This is a genomic window from Hydrogenophaga sp. (assembly GCF_030373225.1).
Taxonomy (GTDB): Bacteria; Pseudomonadota; Gammaproteobacteria; order Burkholderiales; family Burkholderiaceae_C; genus Hydrogenophaga.
In genome coordinates this window covers 1-24,725 of sequence record NZ_JAUCZG010000007.1, presented here as the reverse complement: position 1 = coordinate 24,725, position 24,725 = coordinate 1, and the positions used below count along the sequence as shown (strand labels likewise).

The 24,725-nt window shown below is 66.0% G+C and carries 20 protein-coding genes; 4 read left to right on the top strand and 16 right to left on the bottom strand.

Annotation, left to right across the window (positions count from 1 at the left end):
* Window positions 1–210: 210 nt before the first annotated feature.
* Window positions 211–3,246, top strand: coding sequence for an excinuclease ABC subunit UvrA (gene uvrA / locus QUV35_RS05820; RefSeq protein ID WP_300871695.1), 3,036 nt, complete (start codon window positions 211–213; stop codon window positions 3,244–3,246).
* Window positions 3,247–3,250: 4 nt separating this feature from the next.
* On the opposite strand, the gene QUV35_RS05815 is transcribed toward uvrA, so the two are convergent.
* Both QUV35_RS05815 and QUV35_RS05810 read right to left on the bottom strand, forming a co-directional pair.
* Window positions 3,251–4,075 (bottom strand): MipA/OmpV family protein, encoded by an 825-nt coding sequence (locus QUV35_RS05815; RefSeq protein ID WP_300871557.1) that lies wholly within the window; start codon window positions 4,073–4,075, stop codon window positions 3,251–3,253.
* 10 nt (window positions 4,076–4,085) lie between these two features.
* The gene (locus QUV35_RS05810; RefSeq protein WP_300871555.1) at window positions 4,086–4,643 is read right to left on the bottom strand and encodes a hypothetical protein; all 558 of its coding nucleotides are present in this window, start codon (window positions 4,641–4,643) and stop codon (window positions 4,086–4,088) included.
* Between the two features lie 183 nt (window positions 4,644–4,826).
* Between QUV35_RS05810 and QUV35_RS05805 the strand changes: the two genes are divergently transcribed.
* Window positions 4,827–6,395, top strand: a complete 1,569-nt coding sequence (locus QUV35_RS05805; protein ID WP_300871554.1) for a CYTH and CHAD domain-containing protein — start codon at window positions 4,827–4,829, stop codon at window positions 6,393–6,395.
* Between the two features lie 22 nt (window positions 6,396–6,417).
* Here the strand turns inward: QUV35_RS05805 and QUV35_RS05800 are convergent, their stop codons facing one another.
* The 5 genes from QUV35_RS05800 to pyrF form a co-directional block, all read right to left on the bottom strand.
* Window positions 6,418–7,035: a glutathione S-transferase gene (locus QUV35_RS05800; protein WP_300871553.1), complete on the bottom strand. Its 618-nt coding sequence runs from the start codon at window positions 7,033–7,035 to the stop codon at window positions 6,418–6,420.
* Complete coding sequence (locus QUV35_RS05795) at window positions 7,032–7,745, bottom strand: glutathione S-transferase N-terminal domain-containing protein (RefSeq protein ID WP_300871693.1); 714 nt, start codon at window positions 7,743–7,745, stop codon at window positions 7,032–7,034. The genes QUV35_RS05800 and QUV35_RS05795 overlap by 4 nt, the downstream gene beginning before the upstream one ends.
* Before the next feature lie 144 nt (window positions 7,746–7,889).
* Window positions 7,890–9,353 (bottom strand): DUF1501 domain-containing protein, encoded by a 1,464-nt coding sequence (locus QUV35_RS05790; protein ID WP_300871552.1) that lies wholly within the window; start codon window positions 9,351–9,353, stop codon window positions 7,890–7,892.
* A 13-nt stretch (window positions 9,354–9,366) separates the two neighbouring features.
* Window positions 9,367–11,160 carry a DUF1800 domain-containing protein gene (locus QUV35_RS05785; protein WP_300871550.1) on the bottom strand — a complete coding sequence of 598 codons (1,794 nt, stop codon included), beginning with the start codon at window positions 11,158–11,160 and terminating at the stop codon, window positions 9,367–9,369.
* Between the two features lie 156 nt (window positions 11,161–11,316).
* Window positions 11,317–12,156, bottom strand: a complete 840-nt coding sequence (gene pyrF / locus QUV35_RS05780) for an orotidine-5'-phosphate decarboxylase (protein WP_300871548.1) — start codon at window positions 12,154–12,156, stop codon at window positions 11,317–11,319.
* Window positions 12,157–12,233: 77 nt separating this feature from the next.
* Between pyrF and QUV35_RS05775 the strand changes: the two genes are divergently transcribed.
* Complete coding sequence (locus QUV35_RS05775) at window positions 12,234–13,118, top strand: EamA family transporter (protein ID WP_300871546.1); 885 nt, start codon at window positions 12,234–12,236, stop codon at window positions 13,116–13,118.
* Between the two features lie 222 nt (window positions 13,119–13,340).
* On the top strand, window positions 13,341–14,282 hold the full coding sequence (locus QUV35_RS05770; protein WP_300871545.1) for a porin: 942 nt from the start codon (window positions 13,341–13,343) through the stop codon (window positions 14,280–14,282).
* Window positions 14,283–14,366: 84 nt separating this feature from the next.
* On the opposite strand, the gene QUV35_RS05765 is transcribed toward QUV35_RS05770, so the two are convergent.
* The 9 genes from QUV35_RS05765 to QUV35_RS05725 all read right to left on the bottom strand — a co-directional run bounded on the left by QUV35_RS05765 (window position 14,367) and on the right by QUV35_RS05725 (window position 24,381).
* On the bottom strand, window positions 14,367–14,714 hold the full coding sequence (locus QUV35_RS05765; RefSeq protein WP_300871543.1) for a hypothetical protein: 348 nt from the start codon (window positions 14,712–14,714) through the stop codon (window positions 14,367–14,369).
* Window positions 14,711–16,096 (bottom strand): cytochrome P450, encoded by a 1,386-nt coding sequence (locus QUV35_RS05760; RefSeq protein ID WP_300871541.1) that lies wholly within the window; start codon window positions 16,094–16,096, stop codon window positions 14,711–14,713. The genes QUV35_RS05765 and QUV35_RS05760 overlap by 4 nt, the downstream gene beginning before the upstream one ends.
* Before the next feature lie 4 nt (window positions 16,097–16,100).
* A complete protein-coding gene (locus QUV35_RS05755; RefSeq protein ID WP_300871539.1) occupies window positions 16,101–16,826 on the bottom strand; it encodes an SGNH/GDSL hydrolase family protein in 726 nt (241 codons plus the stop codon).
* Window positions 16,819–18,186: a cytochrome P450 gene (locus tag QUV35_RS05750; protein ID WP_300871538.1), complete on the bottom strand. Its 1,368-nt coding sequence runs from the start codon at window positions 18,184–18,186 to the stop codon at window positions 16,819–16,821. The genes QUV35_RS05755 and QUV35_RS05750 overlap by 8 nt, the downstream gene beginning before the upstream one ends.
* On the bottom strand, window positions 18,183–19,355 hold the full coding sequence (locus QUV35_RS05745) for a hypothetical protein (protein ID WP_300871536.1): 1,173 nt from the start codon (window positions 19,353–19,355) through the stop codon (window positions 18,183–18,185). Before QUV35_RS05745 ends, QUV35_RS05750 begins: the two co-directional genes overlap by 4 nt.
* Window positions 19,355–20,686, bottom strand: a complete 1,332-nt coding sequence (locus QUV35_RS05740; RefSeq protein ID WP_300871534.1) for an ATP-binding protein — start codon at window positions 20,684–20,686, stop codon at window positions 19,355–19,357. Before QUV35_RS05740 ends, QUV35_RS05745 begins: the two co-directional genes overlap by 1 nt.
* A gap of 64 nt (window positions 20,687–20,750) precedes the next feature.
* Complete coding sequence (locus tag QUV35_RS05735) at window positions 20,751–21,875, bottom strand: hypothetical protein (protein WP_300871533.1); 1,125 nt, start codon at window positions 21,873–21,875, stop codon at window positions 20,751–20,753.
* On the bottom strand, window positions 21,868–24,033 hold the full coding sequence (locus tag QUV35_RS05730) for a glycosyltransferase (protein ID WP_300871532.1): 2,166 nt from the start codon (window positions 24,031–24,033) through the stop codon (window positions 21,868–21,870). Before QUV35_RS05730 ends, QUV35_RS05735 begins: the two co-directional genes overlap by 8 nt.
* Before the next feature lie 27 nt (window positions 24,034–24,060).
* Entirely contained in the window at window positions 24,061–24,381 is a 321-nt protein-coding gene (locus tag QUV35_RS05725; RefSeq protein WP_300871531.1) for a hypothetical protein, read from the bottom strand.
* Window positions 24,382–24,725: the final 344 nt, after the last annotated feature.

Genomic DNA, 24,725 nt, shown 5'->3' with positions numbered 1-24,725 from the left:
GAGGGTGGACAAGTCGAGGCTGGGCAAAGCCGTTATTGTGCTTGATGCGTTTGCGCGCGAAGGGAGGACGGGCGGGAAAACCCGGGGCGGCTTATCATGCCGGGTTGCCTTGAACACACCCACCGCGCCTTGAACCAGAACCTGCCCCCGGACCTGAATCTGCCGAGTCTGACCGGCGCCGACGCGCCGGTGGAGCCCGACGAACAAACGTTGTTGAACCGCGTCAGCGCGGCCCACCTGCGCCACGCCAGCCCCTTTCTGTCGGTGCGGGGTGCGCGCACGCACAACCTCAAGAACATCGACCTCGACATCCCCAAGCATTCGCTGGTGGTGATCACCGGCTTGTCGGGCTCGGGCAAGTCCAGCCTGGCGTTCGACACGCTGTACGCCGAAGGCCAGCGCCGCTACGTGGAGAGCCTCTCGGCCTACGCGCGGCAGTTCCTGCAACTCATGGACAAGCCCGACGTGGACCTGATCGAGGGCCTCTCGCCGGCCATCGCCATCGAACAGAAGGCCACCAGCCACAACCCGCGCTCCACCGTGGGCACGGTCACCGAGATCCACGACTACCTGCGCCTGCTGTTCGCGCGCGCCGGCACGCCGCACTGCCCCGAGCACGATCTGCCGCTGGCCGCGCAGAGCGTGGCGCAGATGGTGGACGCGGTGCTCTCCCTGCCCGAAGGCACCCGACTGATGATCCTGACGCCGGTGGCGCGCGAGAAGAAGGGCGAGTTCACCGAGCTGTTTGCCGACATGCAGGCACAAGGCTATGTGCGCTTTCGCATCAACCAGACCGTGCTCGACTTCGATGCTTTGCCGGCCTTGAAGAAAACCGAGAAGCACAACATCGACGTGGTGATCGACCGCATCAAGGTGCGTACCGATGGTGAAGATGAGGGTGTGAACCCGCTTCGCCAAAGGTTGGCCGAGAGCTTCGAGGCCGCCTTGCGGCTGGCCGATGGCCGGGCGCTGGCGGTCGACATGGACACCGGCGAAGAAACCACCTTCTCCGCCAAGTTCGCCTGCCCCCTGTGCAGCTACACCGTGGGCGAACTCGAGCCGCGGTTGTTTTCGTTCAACTCTCCCATGGGCGCCTGCCCCACCTGCGACGGCCTGGGTCACACCGAGTTCTTCGACCCGGCGCGCGTGGTGGCCTTTCCCACGCTGAGCATGGCCAGCGGCGCCATCAAGGGCTGGGACCGTCGCAACGGCTATTACTTCGCCATGATCGAAAGCCTGGCCGCGCATTACCGGTTCGACGCCGAAGCGCCCTGGGATTCGCTCGGCGAAGCGGTGCAGCAGGCCTTGCTCTATGGCTCGGGCGAGGAAGAAATCAAATTCAGCTACGCGCTCGAATCGGGTGAACGCGCGGGCAGGAAGATCAGCAAGAAGCACCCCTTCGAAGGCATCGTCCGCAACTTCGAGCGCCGCTACCGCGAGACCGACAGCGCGGCGGTGCGCGAGGAGCTGGCCCGCTACCGTGCGGTCCAGCCCTGCCCCGACTGTGGCGGTGCGCGCCTGCGCCGCGAGGCGCGCCACGTCTTCGTGGGCGAGGGCGAGCACAGGCAGCCCATCTACAAGATCAGCCATGTCACGCTCGGCGATGCCCTGGCCTACTTCCAGCAGCTCGAGCTGCGCGGCACCAAGGGCGACATTGCTGCGCGTGTGATCAATGAAATTCGCCAGCGCCTGAAGTTCTTGAACGACGTGGGCCTGAACTACCTCAGCCTGGACCGCAGCGCCGACACCCTCTCGGGCGGTGAAGCCCAGCGCATCCGGCTGGCCAGCCAGATCGGCAGCGGACTGACCGGCGTCATGTACGTGCTCGACGAGCCCAGCATCGGCCTGCACCAGCGCGACAACGACCGCCTGATCGCCACGCTGCAGCACCTGCGCGACCTGGGCAACACCGTGCTGGTGGTCGAGCACGACGAGGACATGATCCGCACCGCCGACCATGTGATCGACATGGGTCCGGGCGCCGGCGTGCACGGCGGGCGCGTGATGGCGCAGGGCAGCTGCGCTGCCGTGATGGCCACACCGGGCTCACTCACCGGCCAGTACCTCAGCGGCGCGCGCCGCATCGAGGTGCCGGCGCGGCGCACGCCCTGGTTGCCGGTGGTCAGGCACGCCGGGGCGGCCAGGGCCGCGGCGTTCAAGCCCCGCTTCGCTCCCAGCCCCGCGGCCGAACGCAGGGCTGCGCGCGAAGCCGCGCACCAGGCCACGCTCGGCGACTTGCAGGAGATCCGGGTCGTCAATGCCACCGGCCACAACCTTCGCGGCGTGAGCGTGGCCTTCCCGGTGGGTCTGCTCACCTGCGTCACCGGTGTGAGTGGCTCGGGCAAGTCCACGCTGGTCAATGACACGCTCTACGCCGCCGTGGCGCGCACGCTCTACCGTTCGCACGACGAGCCGGCGGAGCACGAGGCCATCGAAGGCATCGAGCATTTCGACAAGGTCATCAACGTCGACCAGTCACCGATCGGCCGCACGCCGCGCAGCAACCCGGCCACCTACACCGGCCTGTTCACCGGCATCCGCGAGCTGATGGCCGAAGTGCCCATGGCGCGCGAACGCGGCTATGGTCCGGGTCGCTTCAGCTTCAACGTGGCCGGTGGCCGCTGCGAGGCCTGCCAGGGCGACGGCGTGGTGAAGGTCGAGATGCACTTTCTGCCCGATGTGTACGTGCCCTGCGAGGTGTGCAGTGGCCAGCGCTACAACCGCGAGACGCTGGACGTCCAGTACAAGGGCCGCAACATCGCGCAGATCCTGGACATGACGGTGGAGCAGGCGCACGCCTTCTTCATCGCCGTGCCCACGCTGCACCGCAAGCTGCAGACCCTGATGGATGTCGGTCTGACCTACATCCAGCTCGGCCAGAGCGCGACCACGCTCTCGGGTGGCGAGGCGCAACGCGTCAAGCTCGCGCTGGAGCTCAGCAAGCGCGACACCGGCCGCACGCTCTACATCCTGGACGAGCCCACCACCGGCCTGCACTTCGCCGACATCGAACTGCTGCTGCAGGTGCTGCACCAGTTGCGCGACGCGGGCAACACCATCGTGGTGATCGAGCACAACCTGGATGTCATCAAGACCGCCGACTGGGTGATCGACATGGGCCCCGAGGGCGGCTCGGGCGGCGGCATGGTGGTCGCACAGGGCACGCCCGAGACCATTGCGGCTCAGGCGGGCAGCCACACCGGGCACTACCTGAAGCGCCTGCTCACGCTGCCTGAGCCGGCCTGAGGCCTCAGTCGTTGCGGTAGGCCAGGCCCAGGGTGGCCCCGAAGGTGGTGCTGCGCGTGACCAGCGGGCTGCGTGCCACGGCGCCCTGCAGCTGGTAGGCGCTCAGTCCACCGTAGGCCACCCAGCGCCGGTTCAGCGCCGAGGTGATGCGCCAGCCCAGCGAGAGACCGTCAAAACCCGAGCCCAGTCCGTAGGCCTGCAGTCCGGTGGCAGCGGCTGCGGCAGGGGCGATGCCGTAGTGGGTTTGATGGTAGGTGCCGTTGGCCCAGCCCAGGCCCAGTGACAGGTCCCAGTGCGTTTGCGCAGACACCGGGTGGCGGTAGTTCAGGCCCGAGTCGATGCGCAGGCCACCCTCGCGCCCGAGCAGGTCCTGCGAGGCGCGCAGCGAGCCGCTCCAGCGCGGGCCGAGCGTGAGGCCTGCGGTGACGCGCCCGCGTACCGTGTCGCGCACGCGGGGCAGGCCGGCATACACCGGGTCGTCCCGCCATGAACGCCCTTCGTCGATGGAGAGGGAGGTGCTCAGCGAGACGCGGTCGCTGCGGGTGAGCACCGTGCTCACGCCACTGTCGACCGATTCGCGACCCTGCGCGAGCAAGGCACTGGCGCCCGAGGTGGCAAAACGCAAACGCCCGAGCTGAAACGCCCAGATCGGGCGCAGTCGCAGCCGCTGTTCACTGGTTCCCAGGGGGTCCCGACCGCTGGACAGGGTGGCCCCGAGCAGGTAGTCGCGACTGGCCTCCAGCGCCACCGGTTCGGCCGGCTGCGCTTGCGCGGCAAGGGCCCACGAGGCGGCGAGCAACACAAGGGCAGGCGCGTTCAGCCGTGTCATGGCTCGGCCTTCAGAGGCGGCTCAGGTCTTCGATGGCATCGACCACCATGCTGGTGCCCACGGCGATCAGCAGGATGTCGGCGGCCACGCGCACGTATTTGTGACCCGACGGGGGCACACCGAGGCGGATCGAAATCTCGTTGGGCACCGGGTAGAACACCACGTCGGACGGCAGCCGGTAGCCTTTGCGCCACTTTTTGGCCTGCCCCGGCGGCATGCAGCCGTTGTTCTTTTTGGCCAGACCCGGCGGGCAGTTGCCGGCGCGAAAACGCGGCTCGTAGTACTCGCGCACGGCCAGGCGCTGGTTGTCCTGGAAGTAGCCGCCGATGTTGATCTGCACGGCAACATTCGAGCGGTCACCGGAGCCCGACGGGCTGTGCTGGCGCGGGTCGTCGCGGTCTTGTCTGCCGCCCTTGTTTCCCTTGTCGCCGTGGTCCGGCTTCTCCCATTTTTCGGACTTGCCGCCGCCCGCATGGGCGGGTTTTTCGGCCATGGCCGGGGCCATGCCCAGGCCCAGGAACAAGCCGCATGCCGCTGCGTGGGCGCTCAGTTTCAACAGGATCTTCATGGTGTGGGGTGCGGAGTATTCGGTGCTCTTGCGAAATGCGAAGGAGGCTGCAGGGAATTGTGCCGCCCGCCTCTCCGGCAAAGGTTACAGCCTGTGTGCAAAGGGGCCCGGTGTTGCGCACAGGCTTCAAGGGCTGTCAGACTCTGCATTCCGTCGCCCAGTCCATACCGTCTGCCGCCTGCCATGTCGCAAGAAACCGAACTCAAGCTCGAAGTCCACCCGAACGACCTGGCTGCCCTGCTGAAGCATCCCCTGCTGAGGCAGCCCGCGCGGCGCGAGCGTCTGTTCAACACCTATTTCGACACGTCCACGCTGGCCCTGCGCGCCCAGCGCATGGCCGTGCGCGAGCGCCGCGTGGGTCGCCGCACCCTGCTCACGGTGAAGACCGCCGGGCAGTCGGTGGGCGGCTTGTCGCGGCGCGGCGAATGGGAAGCGCCGAGTCGACCGGGCGCCTTTGACTTCGCCACGCTGGTGACCGACCCGGCCCTGGCCTCGCAGCTTGCCAGCGTGGCCTGGCAACTGGTGCCGGTGTTCCGCACCGATTTCACACGGCGCAGCTGGGTGCTGCAACACGGGCCGGCCCGGGTGGAGGTGGCCCTGGACCAGGGCTTCATCGGGACCGGCAATGCCCAGGGCAACCACCGCCAGCCCATTCTCGAGCTGGAGCTGGAGCTGCTCGAGGGCCCGGTGGACGCCTTGCTGGACCTGGCCCACACCCTCGCGCTGGGTCCGCACGGCCAGGCCGCCACCGGGCTGCGGCTGTTGCCCGCCAACCGCAGCAAGGCCGAGCGGGGCTATGCCTTGTTCATGGGTGAAAAGCTGCAGCCGGTGAAGGCGGTGCCGCTGCAGCTTCACGCCGGCATGCACCCGGTGCAGGCGTTTCGCGCGGCGGCGCTGAGCTGCCTCACCCACTTGCAGGCCAACGAGGCCGGCGTGCTGCATCCCGGCGCCGAGGCCAGCTTGCCCGATCCCGAGTTCGTGCACCAGGCACGGGTGGCGCTGCGGCGGCTGCGCACCGGCCTGCGCATCTTTCGGGCCCACCTGCCGGCGCGTTTTGCCGCGCACTGGTCGGCCGAGTGGCGGTCGCTCACCAACCAGCTCGGCGACGCGCGCAACTGGGACGTGTTCGCCACCGAATGGATGCCCGAACTGGCCGCCGCAGACGCGCCGTCGCCCGGCGCCTTCGATGCATCGGCCGATGCGCTCGAGACCTGGGTCGGGCAGCAGCGGCGAGCCGCCTGGCAACGCGCGGCCGATGCCCTGGGTGGTCACGAGCACGCCTTGCGCCTGCTGGCTTTCACCCGTGCTGTGCTGTGCCTGCGGCCGGCAGACCCGGCGGATGCCTCAACGGGCGGTGATGCTCTCGCGGTCTGGGCCCGGGAGATCTTGCGCGAACGCCATGCCGGGCTTCGCCGGCAAGCCCGCGAAGCCCGGCGCATGGGCCCGGACGGCCGCCATGCGCTGCGACTGTCACTCAAGAAGCTGCGTTATGCGCAGGAGTTTCTGGCCAGCGTGCTGCCGCCCAAACGCGTGGCACGCAGCACCGCGGTGCTGGCCGATGCACAGGAACTGCTGGGCCGCCTGAACGACCTGAGCACCGCGCACACCCTGCTGGGCACCATGGCGGCGGGTCCCGCCTCGGCCCAGGTGGTGCACTGGCAGCAATCGCTGCAGGCCCGGCTGCAGGCCGGCCTGCAGGAGCTGCCCGCCATGGAGCGCGCGCTGGAAAAGGCGCCGGCGCCCTGGGGCTGACGGGTGCTGGCCCGACGGGTGCTCAGGCCTGTGCGCTGGGTCGGGCGGCCACCTTGTCGCGCCAGGCCTGCAGCGCATGCAGACCCGCGTCGGCGGGCTTGAAGCGCGCCAGTCGGGCGAACTCCACGGTGCAGAACGCGGTGATGTCGGCGATGGTGAAGCGCTCACCGGCCACCCAGGGCTGGCGCTGCAGCTCACCGTCGAGCCAGGCAGCCGTTTCCAGCGCCTTGCTCAATTGCGATTGACCGTAATCGGGGAACTGCGGCTGCTCCAGCGGAGCCAGGCCCGGGTGTGTGTGCCGGATCGCATTGGCCAGCGGCAGCATCAGGTACCACTCCATGCGCCGGTCGGCCATTTCGATGAACGCGCGCTCTTCTGCCGTTTCGCCCATCAGGTTGGGCTGGCTTTGCCAACCCTCCAGCCAGGTGCAGATCGCGCGGGTCTCGCACAGCGTGCGACCGTCGTCGAGTTCCAGCACCGGAATGCGCGCCAGCGGGCTCTTGGTGAGAAAGCCGGGCGCGCGATGTTCCTGCGCGTTCAGGTCCACCATGACCTGCTCGATGCCCTCGATGCCTTTTTCGGCCATGAACATCTGCACCCGCCGCGGGTTGGGTGCGCGTTGCGACACATACAGCTTCATGGCGTGTTGCCTTTCAGGCTCTGGCCCATCTCGACCATGGTGCGGGCCTCTTCGGCAAACTTCCTGGCGCCTTCATCTCCGTCGCGCGTGAGGTCGACTCTCGACGCCGGCCGCTCGATGCCGCGCTGCACCGCCGCGCGCGAGCGGATCGCGTCGCGCCAGCGCACCAGGTTCGGCAGGTCGTCCACTTCCACGCCCGACCACCGGTGGGTGCGCACCCAGGCCCAGTTCGCGATATCGGCGATCGAATAGTCGCCCGCGAGGAATTCGTGGTCCTTGAGTTGCGCGTCGAGCACACGAAACAGGCGTTTGCTCTCGCCCTGGTAGCGGTCGATCACCGCCGGGATCTTTTCCGGAAAGTAGCGGAAGAACACGTTGGCCTGTCCCATCATCGGGCCAATGCCGCCCATCTGGAACATCAGCCACTGCATCACCAGCGAGCGGCCCCTGGTGTCCGCGGGCATGAGGCGGCCGGTCTTCTCGGCCAGGTACACCAGGCAGGCGCCCGACTCGAACACCGCAAAACCATCGGCCTCGTGATCGACGATGGCCGGGATGCGGCCGTTGGGGTTGATCGCCAGAAACGCCGGCGTCTTCTGCTCGCCCTTCGAGAGGTCGAGCACCTTCAGCGTGTAGGGCAGCCCGAGTTCTTCGAGCGCGATGGACACCTTGTGTCCGTTGGGCGTTGCCGCCGTGTAGAGATCGATCATGCAGTGGCCCTGTGAGGAAGTCAGGGCCATCTTAGAGATTCCACCGGGGCGCGCTGTCAGGTCGGGAACACCGCGGAACCGGCTCTGCCAGGCCGCAGGTGTTGCCCCCTGGGGGGTGACGCGCCGCAGGCGCGGCGCGGGGGGTTACAACATGAAGCCCATGTCGCGCGGGTAATCGACAGAGTTGAAGTTGCCCAGGTTGGGCAGGATGCCGTTCATCTCGGCGCCCTGCACACCGAACCAGGTGGCCAGCGTGCCGGCGTACTGGTCCACCGAGGTGCTGGGCAGCAGCCGTCCCTGGCCCACATGCCACTGGTCGAACGCATCGGTGGTGCTGTTGGTCACGCTCACCGGCGGCGCCTTGCCGTAGAAGGCCCGGCCGCGCACCGCACCGCCCACAATCAGATGGTGGGAGCCCCAGCCATGGTCGGAGCCGTCGCCGTTGCTCTGCAGGGTGCGACCGAAGTCGGAAGCGGTGAAGGCGGTCACCTTGTCGGCCACGCCCAGGCTGACTGTGGCGGCGTGGAACGCGGTGAGTGCGCTGCTCAGTCGCCCCATCAGGGTGGCCTGGTTGTTGATCAGGACGTCGTGCAGATCGAATCCGCCCATGGAGACAAAGAACACCTGGCGCTTGGTGCCCAGCGTGTCGCGCGCGGCGATCAGGCGTGCAACCAGCTTGAGCTGGTCCGCCAGACCGTTCTGCGCCGGGAAGCTGTTGAAGGGCGCATCGGTGGCTGGAAACTGGCTCAGCGCGTTGCTCACCGCGCCTTCGGTGCTGAACGCCCTGGCGGTGACGAGGTTGTATTCCTTTTCCAGCCGGTGACTGCGCTCCTGAAGCGCCAGCTGCAGCATCGCTGCCCGCACCGCCGCAGAGCTGTACACATTGCCGTTGAGTCCATTGATCCTCACGGCGCCGCCGGAACTGACCTGGTAGGACAGCGCCTGATCGCCCGACAGAAACACGGTGTTGCCGGCCACCGAGATGCAGGTCAGCACATTGTTGGAGCCGTTTCCAGGCCGGGCCAGATCGCCGATGTGCCCGCCCCAGCCCTGGGTGGTGCCTTCTGCCCCCGAGGTTTGCCAGACGGACTGCTGGTCGTTGTGCGAGAACAGCTTGGGCGGACGTGGGTACAGCACGCGGTTGGAGCTGTTGTACTGCTGACGCGTGAGGGGAACCACCAGCGGGCCGACGTTGAGTTGCACCGCAGCCCGACCTGTGTTGAACAGGTTTGCCAGCCCCGTCATCATCGGGTGCAAGGCGTATTGCCGACCGTCTGCCAGCGGCGTGGTGGGGTCGAGCAGGGTGGCTGCAAGCTCGGCGCGGGGTATGGCAATGCCGCCGCCGGAAAAGTCGGAGCGTCCACCGCGGATGGTGTTGTAGCGACCGTAGCTGTCGAGGTCGTAGTTGACCACGGTATTGGCGTAGTCGTTGCCGCCAAAGAGGAAGACGCAGACCAGCGCCTTGTAGTCGGTGGCGTCGAAGGCGGCAGCCTCGCCCATGGCCGCGAGGTTGATGGCCGTGGGCAGGGCAGCGCCGGTGAATGCGAGCTGTCCGGCGCGGCGCAGGAAGGCGCGGCGGGTGTGTTTCTGCGGGTCGATGAAGTGCATGTTGGGCTCCGCTTTACTTTTGGACCAGGTACTCGGGGCAACCCATGACCATGAAGATGGCTGCCAGCACACGTCGGCGTCGAACGTCGGCCGTGCTGCTGGCCGTGATCGGGGTGGCCTCGAGTGCGCTCACCATGACCGCGCGGCTGACCGTGGAGATGGAGCCGGCTCCCAGCACCAGGCACACGTGGTCGACCAGTGCCTGTGCGTTCTGCACCAAGGCCAGCTCCCGGGCGTAGTCGGCCGTCACGTCCGCCACACCTCGATCGATGGTGTTCTGCATGAAGTTGAGGTAGCCGCCCACCGAGGTTTCGTTGACGATCTGGAACTCCGGCGCCGTGGCTCCTGCGGTGGCCAGACTGGTCGAGGGCGGCACATAGCCCGGTCGGAAAAAGTTGAACACGGACGGTGAGCGCAACGGGCTTTGCCCGAGCTGGTTCGAGGCACCGCTGAGGTCTCCGATCTTCCAGGTGTTGGCCGCTGACCGCACCCCGAAGCTTCGTCCCCACTGGATGAACCGCAGCATGGGCTCGCGCAGCTTGCCAAAGGTGGGATCGGTGCGTCCGTCGGGGCGGCGGGCTTCGTCGTCCAGCAGGATGGCCGTCCACACCGCCTGCAGGTCACCGCGCACGCCAGCACCGTTGTCGTTGAAGCGCGAGGCCACCCGAGCCACATAGGCCGGGCTTGGATGGCTGGTCACCAGGCGCTGGATCATCTGACGGGCGAAGAAAGGGCCCACGTTGGGATGGTTGAACAAGGTGTCCATCGCGATGCGAAGCGCCTCCGCACCCGAGGCGTTTTCCGGCACCCTTGCCCCCAGAAAACGCGCTTCCAGGGTTGAATGGTTGCTGGCCGTGAGCGACATGGGCTTGCGTGCGAACGCGTGGGACTCGATGGTGCTGGTGCTGTTGGGTCGGGTCAGGCGCACACCGTCCGAACGGTCAAAGTCGTAGCCGGTGAACACCCGCGCCAGGTTGGTCACGTCATCCTGGGTATAGCTCTCGGTGCCGCGGCTGCTGCCGTCCAGGTTGAGGTTCACCAGTCCGATGGTGAACAGCTGCATCACCTCTCGCGAGTAGTTTTCGTCCGGCACACGTCCTGTGCGTGTGTCTTCCTTGCGGTTGCCCTTGGTGTTGAGGAAGTACCCCATGGCGGGATGCAGCGTCACGTCTTCCAGCAACTGGCGGTAGTTGCCGAAGGCGTTGCGAACCAGCATGTCCCACCAGGAGGCATAGGCATGGCTGCGCCAGGTGAATTCGGCTGACGTCATCGAGCTCACGAAGAACTCGGAGAGCGCCAGCGCCATGCGTTTTCGCATGGCGTCCGGACCGCTGAGGAGCTGGTTCCACAGCATGTGGTCGGCCGGGCGCGTGCTGAAGTAGTACTCGTTGGTGTCCACTGCGCCGTAGCCCTGGGACTCCAGCCAGTCCCACCCATTGGAGCGCAGCGGCGTCTGGTACTGGCGCGCCAGCCACATCGGAAAGTTGTCGCTGCGCACAGCCGCGATTTCCTCGCGGGTCGACGAGAACTGCGCCTGTTGCAGGAAGCGGGCGCCTTCCTCGTCGTTGGTCGCACTTGCAAACCGGAAGCCGCTGATTTGCTCGGCAGGCAACGGCACCACCACCAGCGGCGCCGGTTCGCTGCTCTCCGAGCCTCCGCCGCAGGCAGCAAGCAAGGCCGTGGCTGCAGCCGCCGAAGCCAGCAGCGCAGCGGGCCTGGCGGGGTTGTCATCGGGTGCCGCCGCGGCAGCAGTTCCGGGGTTCAGCGCCGGCGGCGCGGACAGATCTGGCGTTTCAACGTTCGTCATCGGGACTTCTCCTCCAGTGGACGAGCGCGAGTCTAGGCAGCCGGATTCGGCTGCCCGGTCCGGGTTTCAAACGGTTACAGCTGGCTGTGGCGCGCCTGCGGCACCCGCCGGACGGCTATACCGTTCGGGGGTATCCGCTGCGCCACCGGTCGAAATTCAGATGCGGGCTGCGTGCAGTTCGTCACGCGTTTTGAGGGCGGCGTGGCGGGCGGCCGCCGCGAAGTCATCGCCGTCGGACGCATACAGGATGGCGCGCGACGAGTTCACGATGATGGGCCCGGTGGTGGTGTCGCCCTGCGTGCGAAGGCCGGCGCGCACCGTGGCCACCGCGTCGCCGCCCTGTGCGCCCACGCCGGGAATGAGCAGCGGCAAGGTGGGCGCGATGGCGCGCACCCTCTCTATCTCTGCCGGGTAGGTGGCGCCCACCACCAGACCGAGTTGGCCGTTCAGGTTCCAGGGGCCTTGCGCGAGCCGCGCCACATGTTCGTACAGCAGCGGCTGCCCTTCAACCGAACCCAGGCGCTGGCTTTGCAGGTCGTCGCCGCCGGGGTTGGAGGTGCGGCACAGCAGGAACGCGCCCTTGCCGTGGTATTCAAGATAGGGCTGCACGGAGTCGAAGCCCATGAACGGCGAGAGCGTCACGGCGTCGGCGCCGTAGCGCTCGAACGCTTCGATGGCGTATTGCTGTGCGGTGCTGCCGATGTCACCACGCTTGGCGTCCAGGATCGTGGGCACCTGCGGCGCCGTGCGGCGCATGTGTTCCATCAGCCGTTCCAGCTGGGCCTCGGCACGGTGCGCAGCGAAGTAGGCGATCTGGGGCTTGAAGGCGATGGCGGTGTCGGCGGTGGCATCGACGATGGCCGCGCAGAAATCGAAAATGCGGCTGGCGTCGCCCTTGAGCTTCGACGGAAAACGCGCCGGGTCCGGATCGAGGCCCACGCAGAGCAGGGAGCGGTTCTGGCGCTCGGCGCCGCGCAGCATGTCGAGAAAAGTCATGCCGGGATTTTAGGTGGCGGGCAAGGGCGCCCGTCGTCGGGCACGCGGCAGCAGGGTTCCCTCTAAGATCGCCACCCATGCAAGCCCTGTCGCGCCAACAACTCATCCTCCTGGTTCTGCTCACCCTGGTGTGGGGCATCAACTGGCCGATCATGAAATTGGGCGTGACCGGTTTCCCGGCACTCACCTTCCGCAGCATCAGCATGTGGATCGGTCTGCCGGTGCTGGCGCTGGTGCTGGTGTGGCGGCGCGTGCCGTTTCGCATCGGACGCGAACACTGGCGCGAACTGTTCGTGCTCACCGTCTTCAACATGCTGGTCTGGCACACGCTGGCGGTGCTGGCCATCCAGACCCTGTCGAGCGGGCGGGCGGCCATTCTGGGCTACACCATGCCGGTGTTCTCGGCCATGGTCGGTGCCTGGTGGTTCGGGCAGAAACTGAGCGCGCGCGCCTGGGGTGGGGTGGCTGCGGCGGCCCTGGGGGTGATGCTGCTGCTGTGGCACGAAGTCACACAACTCACCGGCAAGCCGCTGGGCGTGGTCATGATGCTCACCGCCGCGCTCGCCTGGGCGCTGGGCACGCAGATGCTCCGTCGCACGAAGCTGCCCCAGCCCACCCTGGCCATTTCGTTCTGGATGACGGTGTTCACCGCGCTGTGGATGACCACCGCGGCCGTGCTGTTCGAGAGGTCGGCCTGGGTGGCGCCCACCCCGGTGGTCTGGGGCGCCATCGTCTACAACGCGCTGGGCGTGTTTGCCTTTGCGCAGGTGGCCTGGCTCATGATGGCGCGCGACCTGCCACCGGTGGCCTCCACCCTGTCGGTGATGTTCATTCCGGTGCTCGGCGTGTTCAGCGGTGCCTGGTGGCTGAACGAGGTGCTGCACTGGCAGGACTGGGCAGCGGTGGCGCTGGTGATGGTGGCGATTGCGAGTGTGTTGTGGCCCCCACGCTCCGCCCATTGAGTGCGCGTGCGCACCCAATCCATGAGAAACCTCGACAAGCGTCTTCACCTATCTGTTGTGTGAGCCTCACAGATGCTTGATTGCTATGGTTTTTGAGGGACGAGGCGGGTCAAAGCTTCCCATACTTTCTAAAATGGAATCGCTTTGTTTCAATCACCCCGTCACCGGATGCCAGGCACCGTGACCACCCCCCAGGAGGATTCCGTTTTGAAAAAATCTCTTATGGCTCTGGCCGTTCTCGGTTCGGTTTCGGGCTTCGCCCAGGCGCAGTCCAGCGTGCAGCTCTACGGCATCGTCGACGCCTATGTCGGCAGCGTGAAAAGCGGAGTGGGCTCATCGGCCGTGAGCGTGCTGGACTCCGGTGGTTTGAGCACCAGCCGTTGGGGCGTGCGTGGTTCGGAAGACCTCGGTGGTGGCTTGAAGGCCAACTTCAACCTGGAAGCAGCGATCAATGCCGACGTCGGCACCATGCCTGCTGGCTTCTCCCGCGCATCGTGGGTGGGTCTCTCCGGTGGCTTCGGTGAATTCCAGTGGGGCTACAACACCACCTCGCTGGAAGACATGAGCGGCCTGGCCTTCGCCTCGTTCGACTCTGTTCTGTCCGCTGAATACCAAGTGTTCCGCAGCGTCGGCTACACCGCTCGCCGCAGCAACACGTTCAAGTACTTGTCGCCTTCTTTCGGTGGCTTCAGCGGTTCGGCTTCCTACTCGCTGGACGAGAGCAATGCCGTGAAAGCCGACACGGCGGCCATCGCTGTCCAGTACGCCAGTGGCCCCTTGTATGTCGGCCTGGGCTACCAGGACGACGGCGCCATCGGCCCGGATCCCAAGTACACCCGCCTGGGCGCTTCATACGACTTCGGCGCATTCAAGCTGCTGTCCAGCTACGGTCAAACCAAGTTGTTCGGCACGCCCAAGACCAACGACTTCAGCGTTGGTGCCGACTTTCCTCTGAGCGCGGCACTGACGCTGTCCGGGGGCTACGCTCACTCCAAGGACGATGGAGCGGCCAAGCGCGATGGCTTCAGCCTGTCCGCCCTGTACGCAGTGTCCAAGCGCACGGCCCTGTACGGTGGTGTGATGACCGCCCAGGAAAAAGACGGCGCTGGCGCGAAGATCGACGAAGACCGCATCTACGCCGTCGGCGTGCGCCACGCCTTCTGATGTCGCTCTCGGCCTCACGCCGCGGCCCATGAAAAAACCCGCTTCGGCGGGTTTTTTCATGTCCACACCGAAAGCGGTGATCCGTCAGAAGATGGTCTGCTTGTCCAGACCGCTTTTCACAATCTGGTCCACCACGGGCTGCTCTCGTTTGTTGGCGCGCTGGCAGTGGTTCTTCTGAAACCAGTCGGTGATGCGGATGACGGTGCGTGCCCATCGTTTGCGGTCGCGCTCGCGCCAGGCGTGGGACGAAATCGATTCCCATGCGTAGCCATTGAACACAGTGGCGTTGACGAAGTGGTCCAGCGCGCGCACACCTGCGCGGCCGCGGGCGTTGGGGCCGAAGATGCCGATCCACACCAGCATGAGGTAGCCCACCACGGCCAGCGGCACCACCAGACACATCAGCGCAAAGCCGGCCAGCCGCTCTCTCATGCGGTTGCCTCCCTGCGGTGCAGTTGCAGCCGAACGCCATTGGCCGATCGAATGGTCAACCGGCCCACCGGCCGGGGCTCGTGGCCGGGCACCGCCGTGAGCCGGTAGCGCCGCAGCAGACACGCCAGGATGAGCGTGGCCTCCTGCAAGGCAAAGGCCGCGCCCAGGCACACGCGCGGCCCCATGCCGAACGGCAGGTAGGCCTGGCGCAGCGATTCGCGCGAAGCGTCTTCGGCGTAGCGGTCCGGATTGAAGGCGTCGGGTTCTGTCCACAGGTCGCGGTGCCGCTGGATCAGCCACGGTGCCACCACCACCGTCGCGCCTTCGCGCACCGGCTTCTTGCGCATGGTGCAGGCGCTGGCGGACTGGCGTGCAAAAAACCCCACCGGCGGAAACAGCCGCAGCGTTTCACGAAACACGTTGCGCACCAGGTCGAGTGCCTTCATGTCGCCCGCCTGCGCCTCGCGCCACCCGATCTGCGTCATCACCTCGGCGTGTGCGCGCTCCTGCACCCCGCTGTCGTTGGCCAGCAAATGGCAGGCCCAGGTGAGGGCACTGGCCGATGTTTCATGACCGGCCAGAAACAGCATGGCCACCTGGTCCACCAGTTCCTCGAAGCCGAACGCCATGCCGTTGGCCGGGTCGCGCGCTTCCATGAAGGCCTGCAGGATGTCGGTGCCCGCCGCCGGCTGACCCTCGCGGTGCGCGTCGAAGCGCGGACGGATCAGGCTGGCCAGCAGGCCCCGTATCTCGCGCGCCGCACGCCGGCTCTGCCAGGCGTCCCAGGGCCACACCAGCCAGCGCATGCCGAAGAGCGAAGGCAGCATCAAGCGCGGCGCAATGGCCTGGAAACGCGCGAACGCCTCGAACATGCGCCGCGCGTCGCTGCCCTCCATGGGCACCGAGAAGATGGTGCGAAAGATGATGTCGGCCGTCACGTGCGTCATCTCTTCCTCCAGGTCGTGCTCCGTGCCATCGGGCAGGCCTTCCAGGCGTTCCATCATGTCCTGCGTGGCCGCGCGCATCACCGGAAAGGCCACATTCAGCCGCGCCTGCGCAAAGGCCGGGTCCATCATGTCGCGCTGGCGTTTCCATTGCGCGCCGTTGGTGGTGAAGATGCTGTCGCCCAGCAGCGGCTGCAGCGCCTCGCCCATCAGCGGGCTCTTGGGGAACGCATCGGCCTCTTCGCTCAGCACCCGTTTGACCAGCGCGGGCTCGTTGACCATGTACATGTCCATGCCCGGCAGATGCACCTCGCCCATCTGCATGCGGTAGCTGCGTTCGTAGAGCGCGTCCAGCCATGAGCGGCGCGCGCTGAAGAACATCAGCAGGGCCGAGGCCTTGTTTTTGCGCGGTTTGGGATAGGCGGGGCAGAAGTGCATGCGTTCAGCGTCGGGGTGCTGGAAGGTGAGGGTGGAGCGCACGCGCCAGCCAGCGCGCGTAGGTCTTGCGATCGTAGTGGTGGTCGGCGCGGTCGGTGCGTTGCCAGGAAGCCTTGACCTTGCCGTCGGCGCCCAGGCTGTCAGCGCGGTCGTCGAGGTGCGGCACCCCGAGTTCGGCGCAGGCTGCCGCTACCGATGCGTTGAACGCCAGTGTGAGTTCGGTGCGTTTGGTCTGGCTGTGGATCACGCTCTTGCGTGTGCTGCCCACGTCATCGCCGGGCACAAAGTCGTCGGGCAGCGTGGGCAGCGGCGCGCCCACCACCACCACGCGGTGCTGCCGGGCCACCTCGGTGATGAAGGCCGCGTAGCGCTGCACCGCCTGCGCCATGGCCGCGCGCGGGTCGCTGCCGTTGCGTTCGGCCCGCGCCCAGATGGTGTAGCCGGTGTCCACCTCGCCCAGGTTGATCACCACCAGGTCGGACGGCGGGCCGGCCAGGGCTTCGTCGAAGCGGGTGCGCGCGCGCGTGGCCGACTGCGGGTTGGGCAGCCCGGTGGCGGTGCCGCCGGCCACGTACACGATGTGCCAGCGCACGCGCGGCAGCGCCCACAGAAACCACCAGTGCTCGAACACGCGAACATGCGAGTCGCCCAGCACCAGCACCCGGGTGTGGGCTCGAGCCTCGTTGCGCGTGCGCCAGCGGCGCACCAGCGCCATGCGCCAGTCAGTCATGCGCCGCCCCGGCGTGCAGGGCTTCCAGTTGCACACGAATGCCGTCGGCCGAACGCACCGTGAGCCGGCCCACCACCCGGGGCGCCGGCCCGGGCGCCGGCCGCAGGCAGTGGTGTTGCAGCAAGGTGCTCAAGATCAGTGCCGCCTCCTGCATGGCAAAGCCGGCGCCGATGCAGGCGCGTGCACCCATGCCAAACGGCAGGTAGGTTCCCTTGGGTGGGTCGGCCGAGCCCTGGGAGTCAAAACGCCCCGGTTCGAAGGCGTCGGGTTCGACCCAGAAGCGGCGATGGCGGTGCAGCAGCCAGGGGAACACCAGCAGCGCATCTCCACGTCGCACCTGGCTGCCGCGAATGACCTGGTCGGCCACCGCCTCGCGCGGGAAGTAGCCCACCGGCGGGTACAGCCGCAGCACCTCGCGAAACAGTGCATGCAGTTGCACCAGCTTGCGCACATCGCCCGCCTGCAGGGGCTCGCCCTGGGTGGTGGCGGCCACTTCGTCGCGCAGCGTCTGCTGCAGACCGGAGCTCTCGGCCAGCAGATAGAGGCACCAGCTCAGCGCGCTCGCCGAGGTTTCGTGCCCGGCCAGAAACAGCATGCAGATCTGGTCGAGCACCTCGGTCTCGCTCAGGCGGGAGCCGTCTTGCGGGTCCACCGCCGAGCGCAGCCCGGCCAGGATGTCGGCGCCCTGCGCTTCGTCGTCGGTGCTTCGGCTGGCGAAACGCTCGCGCACCCGGGCCGCCAGAAAGCCACGAATGATGGCCGCCTGCCGCTGCTTTGAGCGGTTCAACCACAAAGGGGGCAGGCGCAACAGCTTCAGAAACACCGCGCGCTGCGCCAGTTGCTGGTAACGCGTGAAGGCGCCAAACAGCGTGTCGGCCTCTTGCGCCAGCAGGGGGAGCGAGAAGATCGTGCGGTGAACAATGTCGGCCGTGACATGGGTCATGGCGCCGTCCACGTCGAGCGTGCCGGCCTGCAAGCGCGCCTGCATGTCGTTGCACGCTTGCTGCATCAACCCGAACACCCGGCCCAGCCGCGCATGGCCGAAGGCCTGGTCGAGCATGCGGCGCTGGCGCTGCCACAGCGGCCCGTTGGTGGTGAACGGGCTCGAGCCCAGCAGTGGCTCCAGTGCCTCGTGCATCAGGCGGTGCTTGGGGTAGTTGTGCGGCTCTGCGATCAACATGCGCTCGACCCATGCCGGGTCGTTGACCACAAACACCCGCATGCCCGGCAGCCGGAACTGGCCCAGCAGCATGTGGTAACTCTTGACGGTCAGCGCGTCCAGCCACGAGTGCGCCACACGGGCGAACCACAGCAGGCCCAGGCGCGGCTGCGCCAGCGGCTCGGGGCGCGGCGGTATCAAGCCGCCCCCTGCTCTGGCAGGCCCTTGGCCGCCATGTGTTGCTGCAGCCCGCGCGGCCCGTAAAGCACGTCGCACAGGTGAAAGTTGCCCGGCTTGTCGGGTGTCATGAGGTAGAGAAAGTGCGTCTGCAGTTTGTCGGCGCGAATGCGCGCCCAGCGCGCAGGCTCGTACATCTGGAAGAACTTCGCGTTGTGCAGCACCGGCAGAGGCAGCCCCTCGTGTGGCGTGCCGCTGCGCGCCAGCGGATGCGTGTTGTAGAAGCACAGCGGGTCGATGCGGGCCGACACGTCCCACCACAACAGCCCGGGCGCACGGCAGAGCCGCTGCAGCGCCTCGCGAAACGCGCCAGCGCGCGGCACCATGGCCACGAACGGATAACACTGGCCCAGCGTCACCATGCCGGTGGTGCGGCCCTGCTGCAGCGCTTGCCAGCGCGGGTCGCGCATGAGCTGGTCCACCGCGTCCACCATCACCAGCGTGCCCACGCTGTGGCCCACCAGCAGCACCTCGTCCACCGGGTCTTGCTGCTGGCGCTGCACGATGTCGTTCACCCACTCGGTGGTGCGCGCCTGCAGGCCCGGCAGCGGCCCGCGCCCCATGCGAATGATGAAAGTGAAGATGCGCAGCAGCCAGAACAAACCCTTGTGCGCGCCATACACCCACAGCCCTGCCACCACCGCCGGCGTGGCCAGCCAGCCCCAGGCGCCCATGCCCAGGCTCAGTGCCAGGCCGACCAACACCCCCAACAGCAGCGTGCCCAGCAGGTACACCGCCGGCAGGATGCCGGTGAGGTAGGCGTTGTCGTACATCTGCTTCACGCGGGCCGGCCCCACATCGCGCACGATGGCCGCATAAGTCTGCACGAACTCGCGCAGCAGCGCCCAGGGGCCGCGGCTCCAGTGCGCGCGGATCACATCGTCCCAGCTCATGAACACGTGCTCGGTCTGCACGCTCTCGGGCGCCTCGGCGCTGGCCTGCCAGCTCACCTGCCAGCGGCTGAACAGGCGCGACTGCTTCTCTCGCCGGCCCACCTGCACCACGCCGCCCTGTGGCTGCGGCTTGGCTGCCTCGTCGCGGCACAGGCGGTGGTAATGCGCCGGGCCACGCGCGTCGAAGCCGCTGAAGTAGTGCACGCGTCTGCGCTGCACGCCGGTCGACAGTGGGTTCATCACCGCTCCCCGCCCATGCCCAGCAGCCAGTCCGTGGCTGGGCACAGCGTGATGCCATCGGGCACTGCGATCTGACTCGGCACATGCAGCGCGACCAGCTGGCATTGGGCCTGCGGCCACAGTGGCGCTGCCTCTTGCAAGGCGCGCACCTCCCGGGCCAGGGTGTCGGGTTGGCTGATGTCGGCACACACCTGCACCAGCAGTTCTTGTCCGCCGGGGTGCCGGGCGTAAAAATCCACCTCGTAACCGGTGGGTGAGCGCACATAGGCCACATCGGCGCCCGCCGCCTGAAGGCTGTGCAGCACCACAGTTTCAAGGGCATGGCCCGTGTTGGCCTTGCCCGAGAGGGCAAACATTCCCATGAGTCCCGTGTCCACCGGGTACACCTTGCGCGGATTCACCTGCCTTTGGCGCGGTGAGCTGGTGGCAATGCCCACGCTGCAGAGCAAAAACGCGTCTTCGAGGTTGGCCAGCATGTCGTGCAAGGTGTCTTTGCCCACCGGCACGCCCCTGGACTTGAGGTCCGCATGAAACTTGTTGATGCTGAACGCGCCGGCCGCATTGCCCAGCAACTGCTGCACCATCCAACGCAACACCTGCGGCTGCGTCAGGTTGTGCCGCTCAATGACGTCGCGCAACAAAACCACATCCACGTAATTGCGCATGAGGGCCTGATGGTCCCTGATGCCCAGGCCCTGTGCCTCCGCAAACCCACCAACCGTCAAGTAGCTGAGCAAATGGTGGTCGAGCTGCGAGCGCTCGGCTTTGGTGAGCCGTTGTGTGCTTTTGGCGGGTTCGTGCCCCGCGTGTCGCAAGGCTTCGCGAAAGCTGAAAGGGCTCACCACCGCCTCAAGCGCGCGGCCGCGCATGCTGGTGGCCACCTCGCGCGAGAGCATGCGGGCCGACGAACCCGAGAGAAACAGTTCGATGTTCTCGCTGTCCAGCAGGCGGCGGGCAAAACCTTCCCAGCCTGGAATGAGTTGAACCTCGTCCAGAAAAAAGCTGGCCCGGCGCTGGTCGCGCCACTCGGGGTTCAGGCGGTAGTAGGTCTCGACGAGCTGTTCAAGGTCTTGCAGGCGCAGGCCCGCGAGCCGCTCGTCTTCGAAGCTGAAATAGAGCAAACCTTCTCGGGGTGTACCGGCGGCATGCCGTTCGGCCATCAGCTGCCACAGAAAGCTGGTTTTGCCCGCCCGCCGCATGCCGATGACGGCGGTGGCCTTTTTCGGCTGAACCGCCGGCAGCCAGACATCGCGCCGGGTCAGCTTGGGCAGCGCAGTGGCTTGTGAATCCACCACTTTCTGCGAGATCACTGCCGTATATGAATGGTCCATAGGGTCGTATGCTACCAAAAGTGTCCTTTTGGGAAGGACAAATTTGTTATATTAAGTGTTTATTTCAAGGACGAATCCACGCCTCAAACAGCGTGCGCGCCTTACGGCCCTGGCGGCGCAGCCAGCCGGTGCGCAGCGGGTCGAGCCCGCCGCTGGCCACCAAGGCGTCGCGCGTGCTGGCCAGCTGGCGCAGCACCGCCATGCAGGTGGTGTAGCCGCGCAGTTGCCAGTCCCAGTAGACGGGATAGCGCAGCAGCGTGCCCGCCACCAGTTCGTCCAGCGACAGGCGCCGCTGCCGCCTGGCCCAGGCCACGCCATCGGTGGCACGGTCAGCCGTGAGGCCCCAGCCTGCGTAAAACGGCTGGCCGTGCGTGACCACGCGTTTGCCACGCAGCAGCGCATCAAACCCCGCCAGCGAGGTGAGCGTGTGCACCTCGTCGCAGGCTTCAATGCAGCTCACCACGCTCAGCGTGGGCTCCACATGGTCGGCCCAGCGCTTGGCCTCGGCCAGGCTCAGGCGGCCCAGCCGGTTGCCGCTGGCCACGTCGGGGTGGGGCTTGTAAACAATGAATGCGTCCGGGCAGGCCGCGCGCGCCGCCCGCAGCAGGCCGGCGTTGGTGTTCACCCCGGTGCAGCCCAGGCGAATGGAGGCGTCGTCTTCCACCTGCCCCGGTACCAGCACCACCCGCCGCCCGGCGCTGGGCCACTGCGCTGCGCCACGCGGCTCGTGGTTGTATTTGGTGAGGCCGTGCGCCACGATGAACGCCCGCACCCGCGCCGCCTCGGCCAGCTCGTCGGCGCCGAAGGTGGCGGTGTTGAGCAGGCTCTCCAGTGCGCTGGGCTGGGTCGGGTCGAAGTAGATGCCCTGCGTGTCGAGCACCAGCGAAAGCGGGCGAATCAAGTCTGAACCCAGTCCCACCGAGCGCACAAACCCGTCTTCCACCCGCACCAGCCGGGCACCGCTGCGCTGGGCCAGCGCGGCCACACCGGGCGGTGGCGTGGCGCCCCAGAACACCAGCGCGTCAGCGGCCGTGGGCAACAAGGCGGCCGCCGCCGCTTCGTCGGCCACAAACACCACGCGCCCTGGCTGCAGCGAGAGCAGCGGCCGCAGATGCGCCTGCTTCCAGCGCCGAAACCCCACGCCAATGAGGCGCTGGCCCAGCCAGGCGGGGGCGGCCATGTCAGCCATGCGGCGCATCCAGCAAACCCGCCATGCGGCGCTGGCGCACCAGCCAGGCGATCACATCAAAAATGCTGCCGCGCTCATGCGTTTCGGGGTTGAGGTAGCGGGCGTAGCGCAGGTAGGCGGCGGCAAACAGCTCGTCCACTGTGCGGCGGCGTGTGGGGCGCTCGCAGCGCTGCGCGTCCACCGTGGCGCCCCAGCCCGCGTACCACGGCAGGCCAAAGCAGTGCACCGGCTTGCCGGCGAGCACAGCTTCAAACCCCAGCGTGGAGCTGACCACATACACACGGTCCATCTCGCGCAGCAGGCTCAGCGGCTCGATGGCCTGGCGCAGCAGCACCACACGCTCGCTCCCGGCCAGCGCAGCAAAGTGCCCATCCTTGCGGCCCGAAGCGGTTTCGGGGTGCGTCTTCACATACACCGTGGCGCGCGGGTGGTTGGCCAGCGCAGCGGCCAGCATGTCGGCAAAGGTCTGCGCGCTCGCTCCCCCCAGCGCAATGCTCATGTCGCCCGCCGTCTGGTCAACCACCAGCACACGCTCGGCATCGGTGGCGCGCAGCAACGGGCGCCCCAGCGCCGCCTGCACCTGCGCCAGCGGCGGCGCGTGGTTGTATTTGCTCAGGCCGTGTTCTGCCATCAAGGCACGGGCCCGCGCCACGTCATCGGCCGCGCCGTTGGCCAGCAGGTCTTCGTTGCTTTCGAGCAGGCGTTCGATGGCGCTGGGACGGGTGCTGTCGTAGTAGATGCCGGTGTCGTCGAGCACCAGGGAAAGCGGGGGAGAGCGGTCGCCTGTGCTGAAGGAGCGGAGGAAGCCGTCTTCAAGGCGCAGCAGGGGCAGCCGCAGATCGGCGGCGCGCCATGCAGCGCGCAAGGCGCTGGGCTTGCGCCCCCAGGCCAGCACACCGGCCAGCCGTGCGTCGCGCTGGGCCAGGCGGCCATCGCACGACACGGGCCCGCCCACCAAGGCAGCGAGCGTAGGTATTCGCGCCACCGCACTGGAATGGGCCAGCCAGTGGGGGCGGTGCGCCGGAGCGTCCATGAACCCGGGCACGCCATGCGCCTTCATGCTTTCGGCAATGAACGGCGCATGCACCTTTATCTCTTCGGGTGCGTCGAACATGCGGTGTGTTGCCGCCAACACAGGGTTGGGCGGGAGCCAGGGACGCGAGCCCCGCGCCTTCGCCGCCGCGTGCCACTGGTTCCACGCATCCCAATAGGCCTGGCGCGAGCTGGACCGACCTTCCGCCGAATAGCCTGTGTCTTCAGCCGTCATCAACGACCCAGGGCGATGACTGCCCAAGGCCAACGGCTGGCTGATGCGCAGCACCGCTTTTGGCCCGAACACCGCCTTGATCCGCGCAAGAAACTCGCTGTCGGCCCCGGTGCGCACAAGGTCCCAGGCACCCGCGCGTTGCAACACCAGCTCACGCCGGAACAGTGGGGAAGACGGGTTGAGCCGCATGTACGGCGGGCCCAGGCGCGAATAGAACTCACCTTCGTCGGTGATGCGGATCCAGCAGGAAACGGTGCAGACCAGATCCGGGTTGTCGATCAATGGGCGAACCTGCCGCTCGATCTTCTGCGGGTGGGACCAATCGTCGGAGTCGTGGCAGGTGACGAATTCGCCGGTTGCCAACTGCAAGCCCAAATGCTTGGCAGCATAGGTGCCGATGTTTTGCTCAAGAAAAACTGAGCGGACTCTAGAGTCATGCTTGGCTAGCTCTTTAACCCGAGCACAGGAGTTGTCGGTACTGCCATCATCAATGATGATAATTTCAATTGATTGCCAAGACTGCTTTTGCAGTGATTCAACCGCTGCACATATGCGTTCAGCGCTGTTGAAAGAAGTTATCAGAACCGATACAAGCGGACCATTGATCACTGGCTGCACAGGTGAAAATGCCTGCACATTTAATGTATTGAACGGGCCTGCCTCATCTCGAAAACTTAACCGCTGCAATTTGAGAGCAGCCAAAAACCCGTTGAAACAAGAGAGTTTCCCTATTCGATCAGAAGAACACAGCAGTGGATCGGATAGAAAAACCTGAAAATTCTGTAAAGCTCGAAGATTTTGTGAGTCATCGCGATACTCCGATTGAAGTGTATCGAGAACCCTTGAATTCAAGGCGCCTTCTTCGACCTGTGCCAATAGAATCGCGCTCATTGAATCGGAATTAGGACCTATGCCCACTTACTTGCTGGAAAAGTTTCCGAACTCGTCAATAAATGTGATATCCGTCTTAATGCTTTTAAAAGGATCTCTGTGAGCAATGCCAGGCATGGTGATAAAGACGACTGTTTCGTAGAACACCGGCATTTGAAACCTTAATCCAGTAACTTTTGGTGGATGGATACTTTTGTCGAAGTGGTGTTGATCGGTTGGAGCGAATGCCGATTGAACATGATCGTCATCAGAAGATAGAATAGCTTTTTTGCCATGAATTGAGAAGTGCTGGAAAACCCCTTCATTCTGAAGTTGCGACAGAATCCGATAAAAAGAAAGAGTGCTCATCGGATTTGGATGGCCGGTCCAATCAGACCAAAACATCTTTAAACCTTTCTGAAACAAGTATCCGTCAGCGTCAAAGTAAGGCTGCTTGATGAATACAAAGTCAGTTGAGACTTGGCACGCCCTTCTGATAAACGTCTTGACATCCTCTACGCTTGGAACATGCTCCAAAAAGTGATTCATTATCGTAAAGCGAACTAATTTTTCCTTTGGAATATCTTTAATGTCAAATAGCTTTGCATCAAGACCTGCTAGATGTGCAGAGGCAATCTTCCTGCTGTCAATATCAATTCCTAGGGATGGTGTTCAAAACCGGCGCAGCGAAGCCTGCTGAGCGCATGAATTTC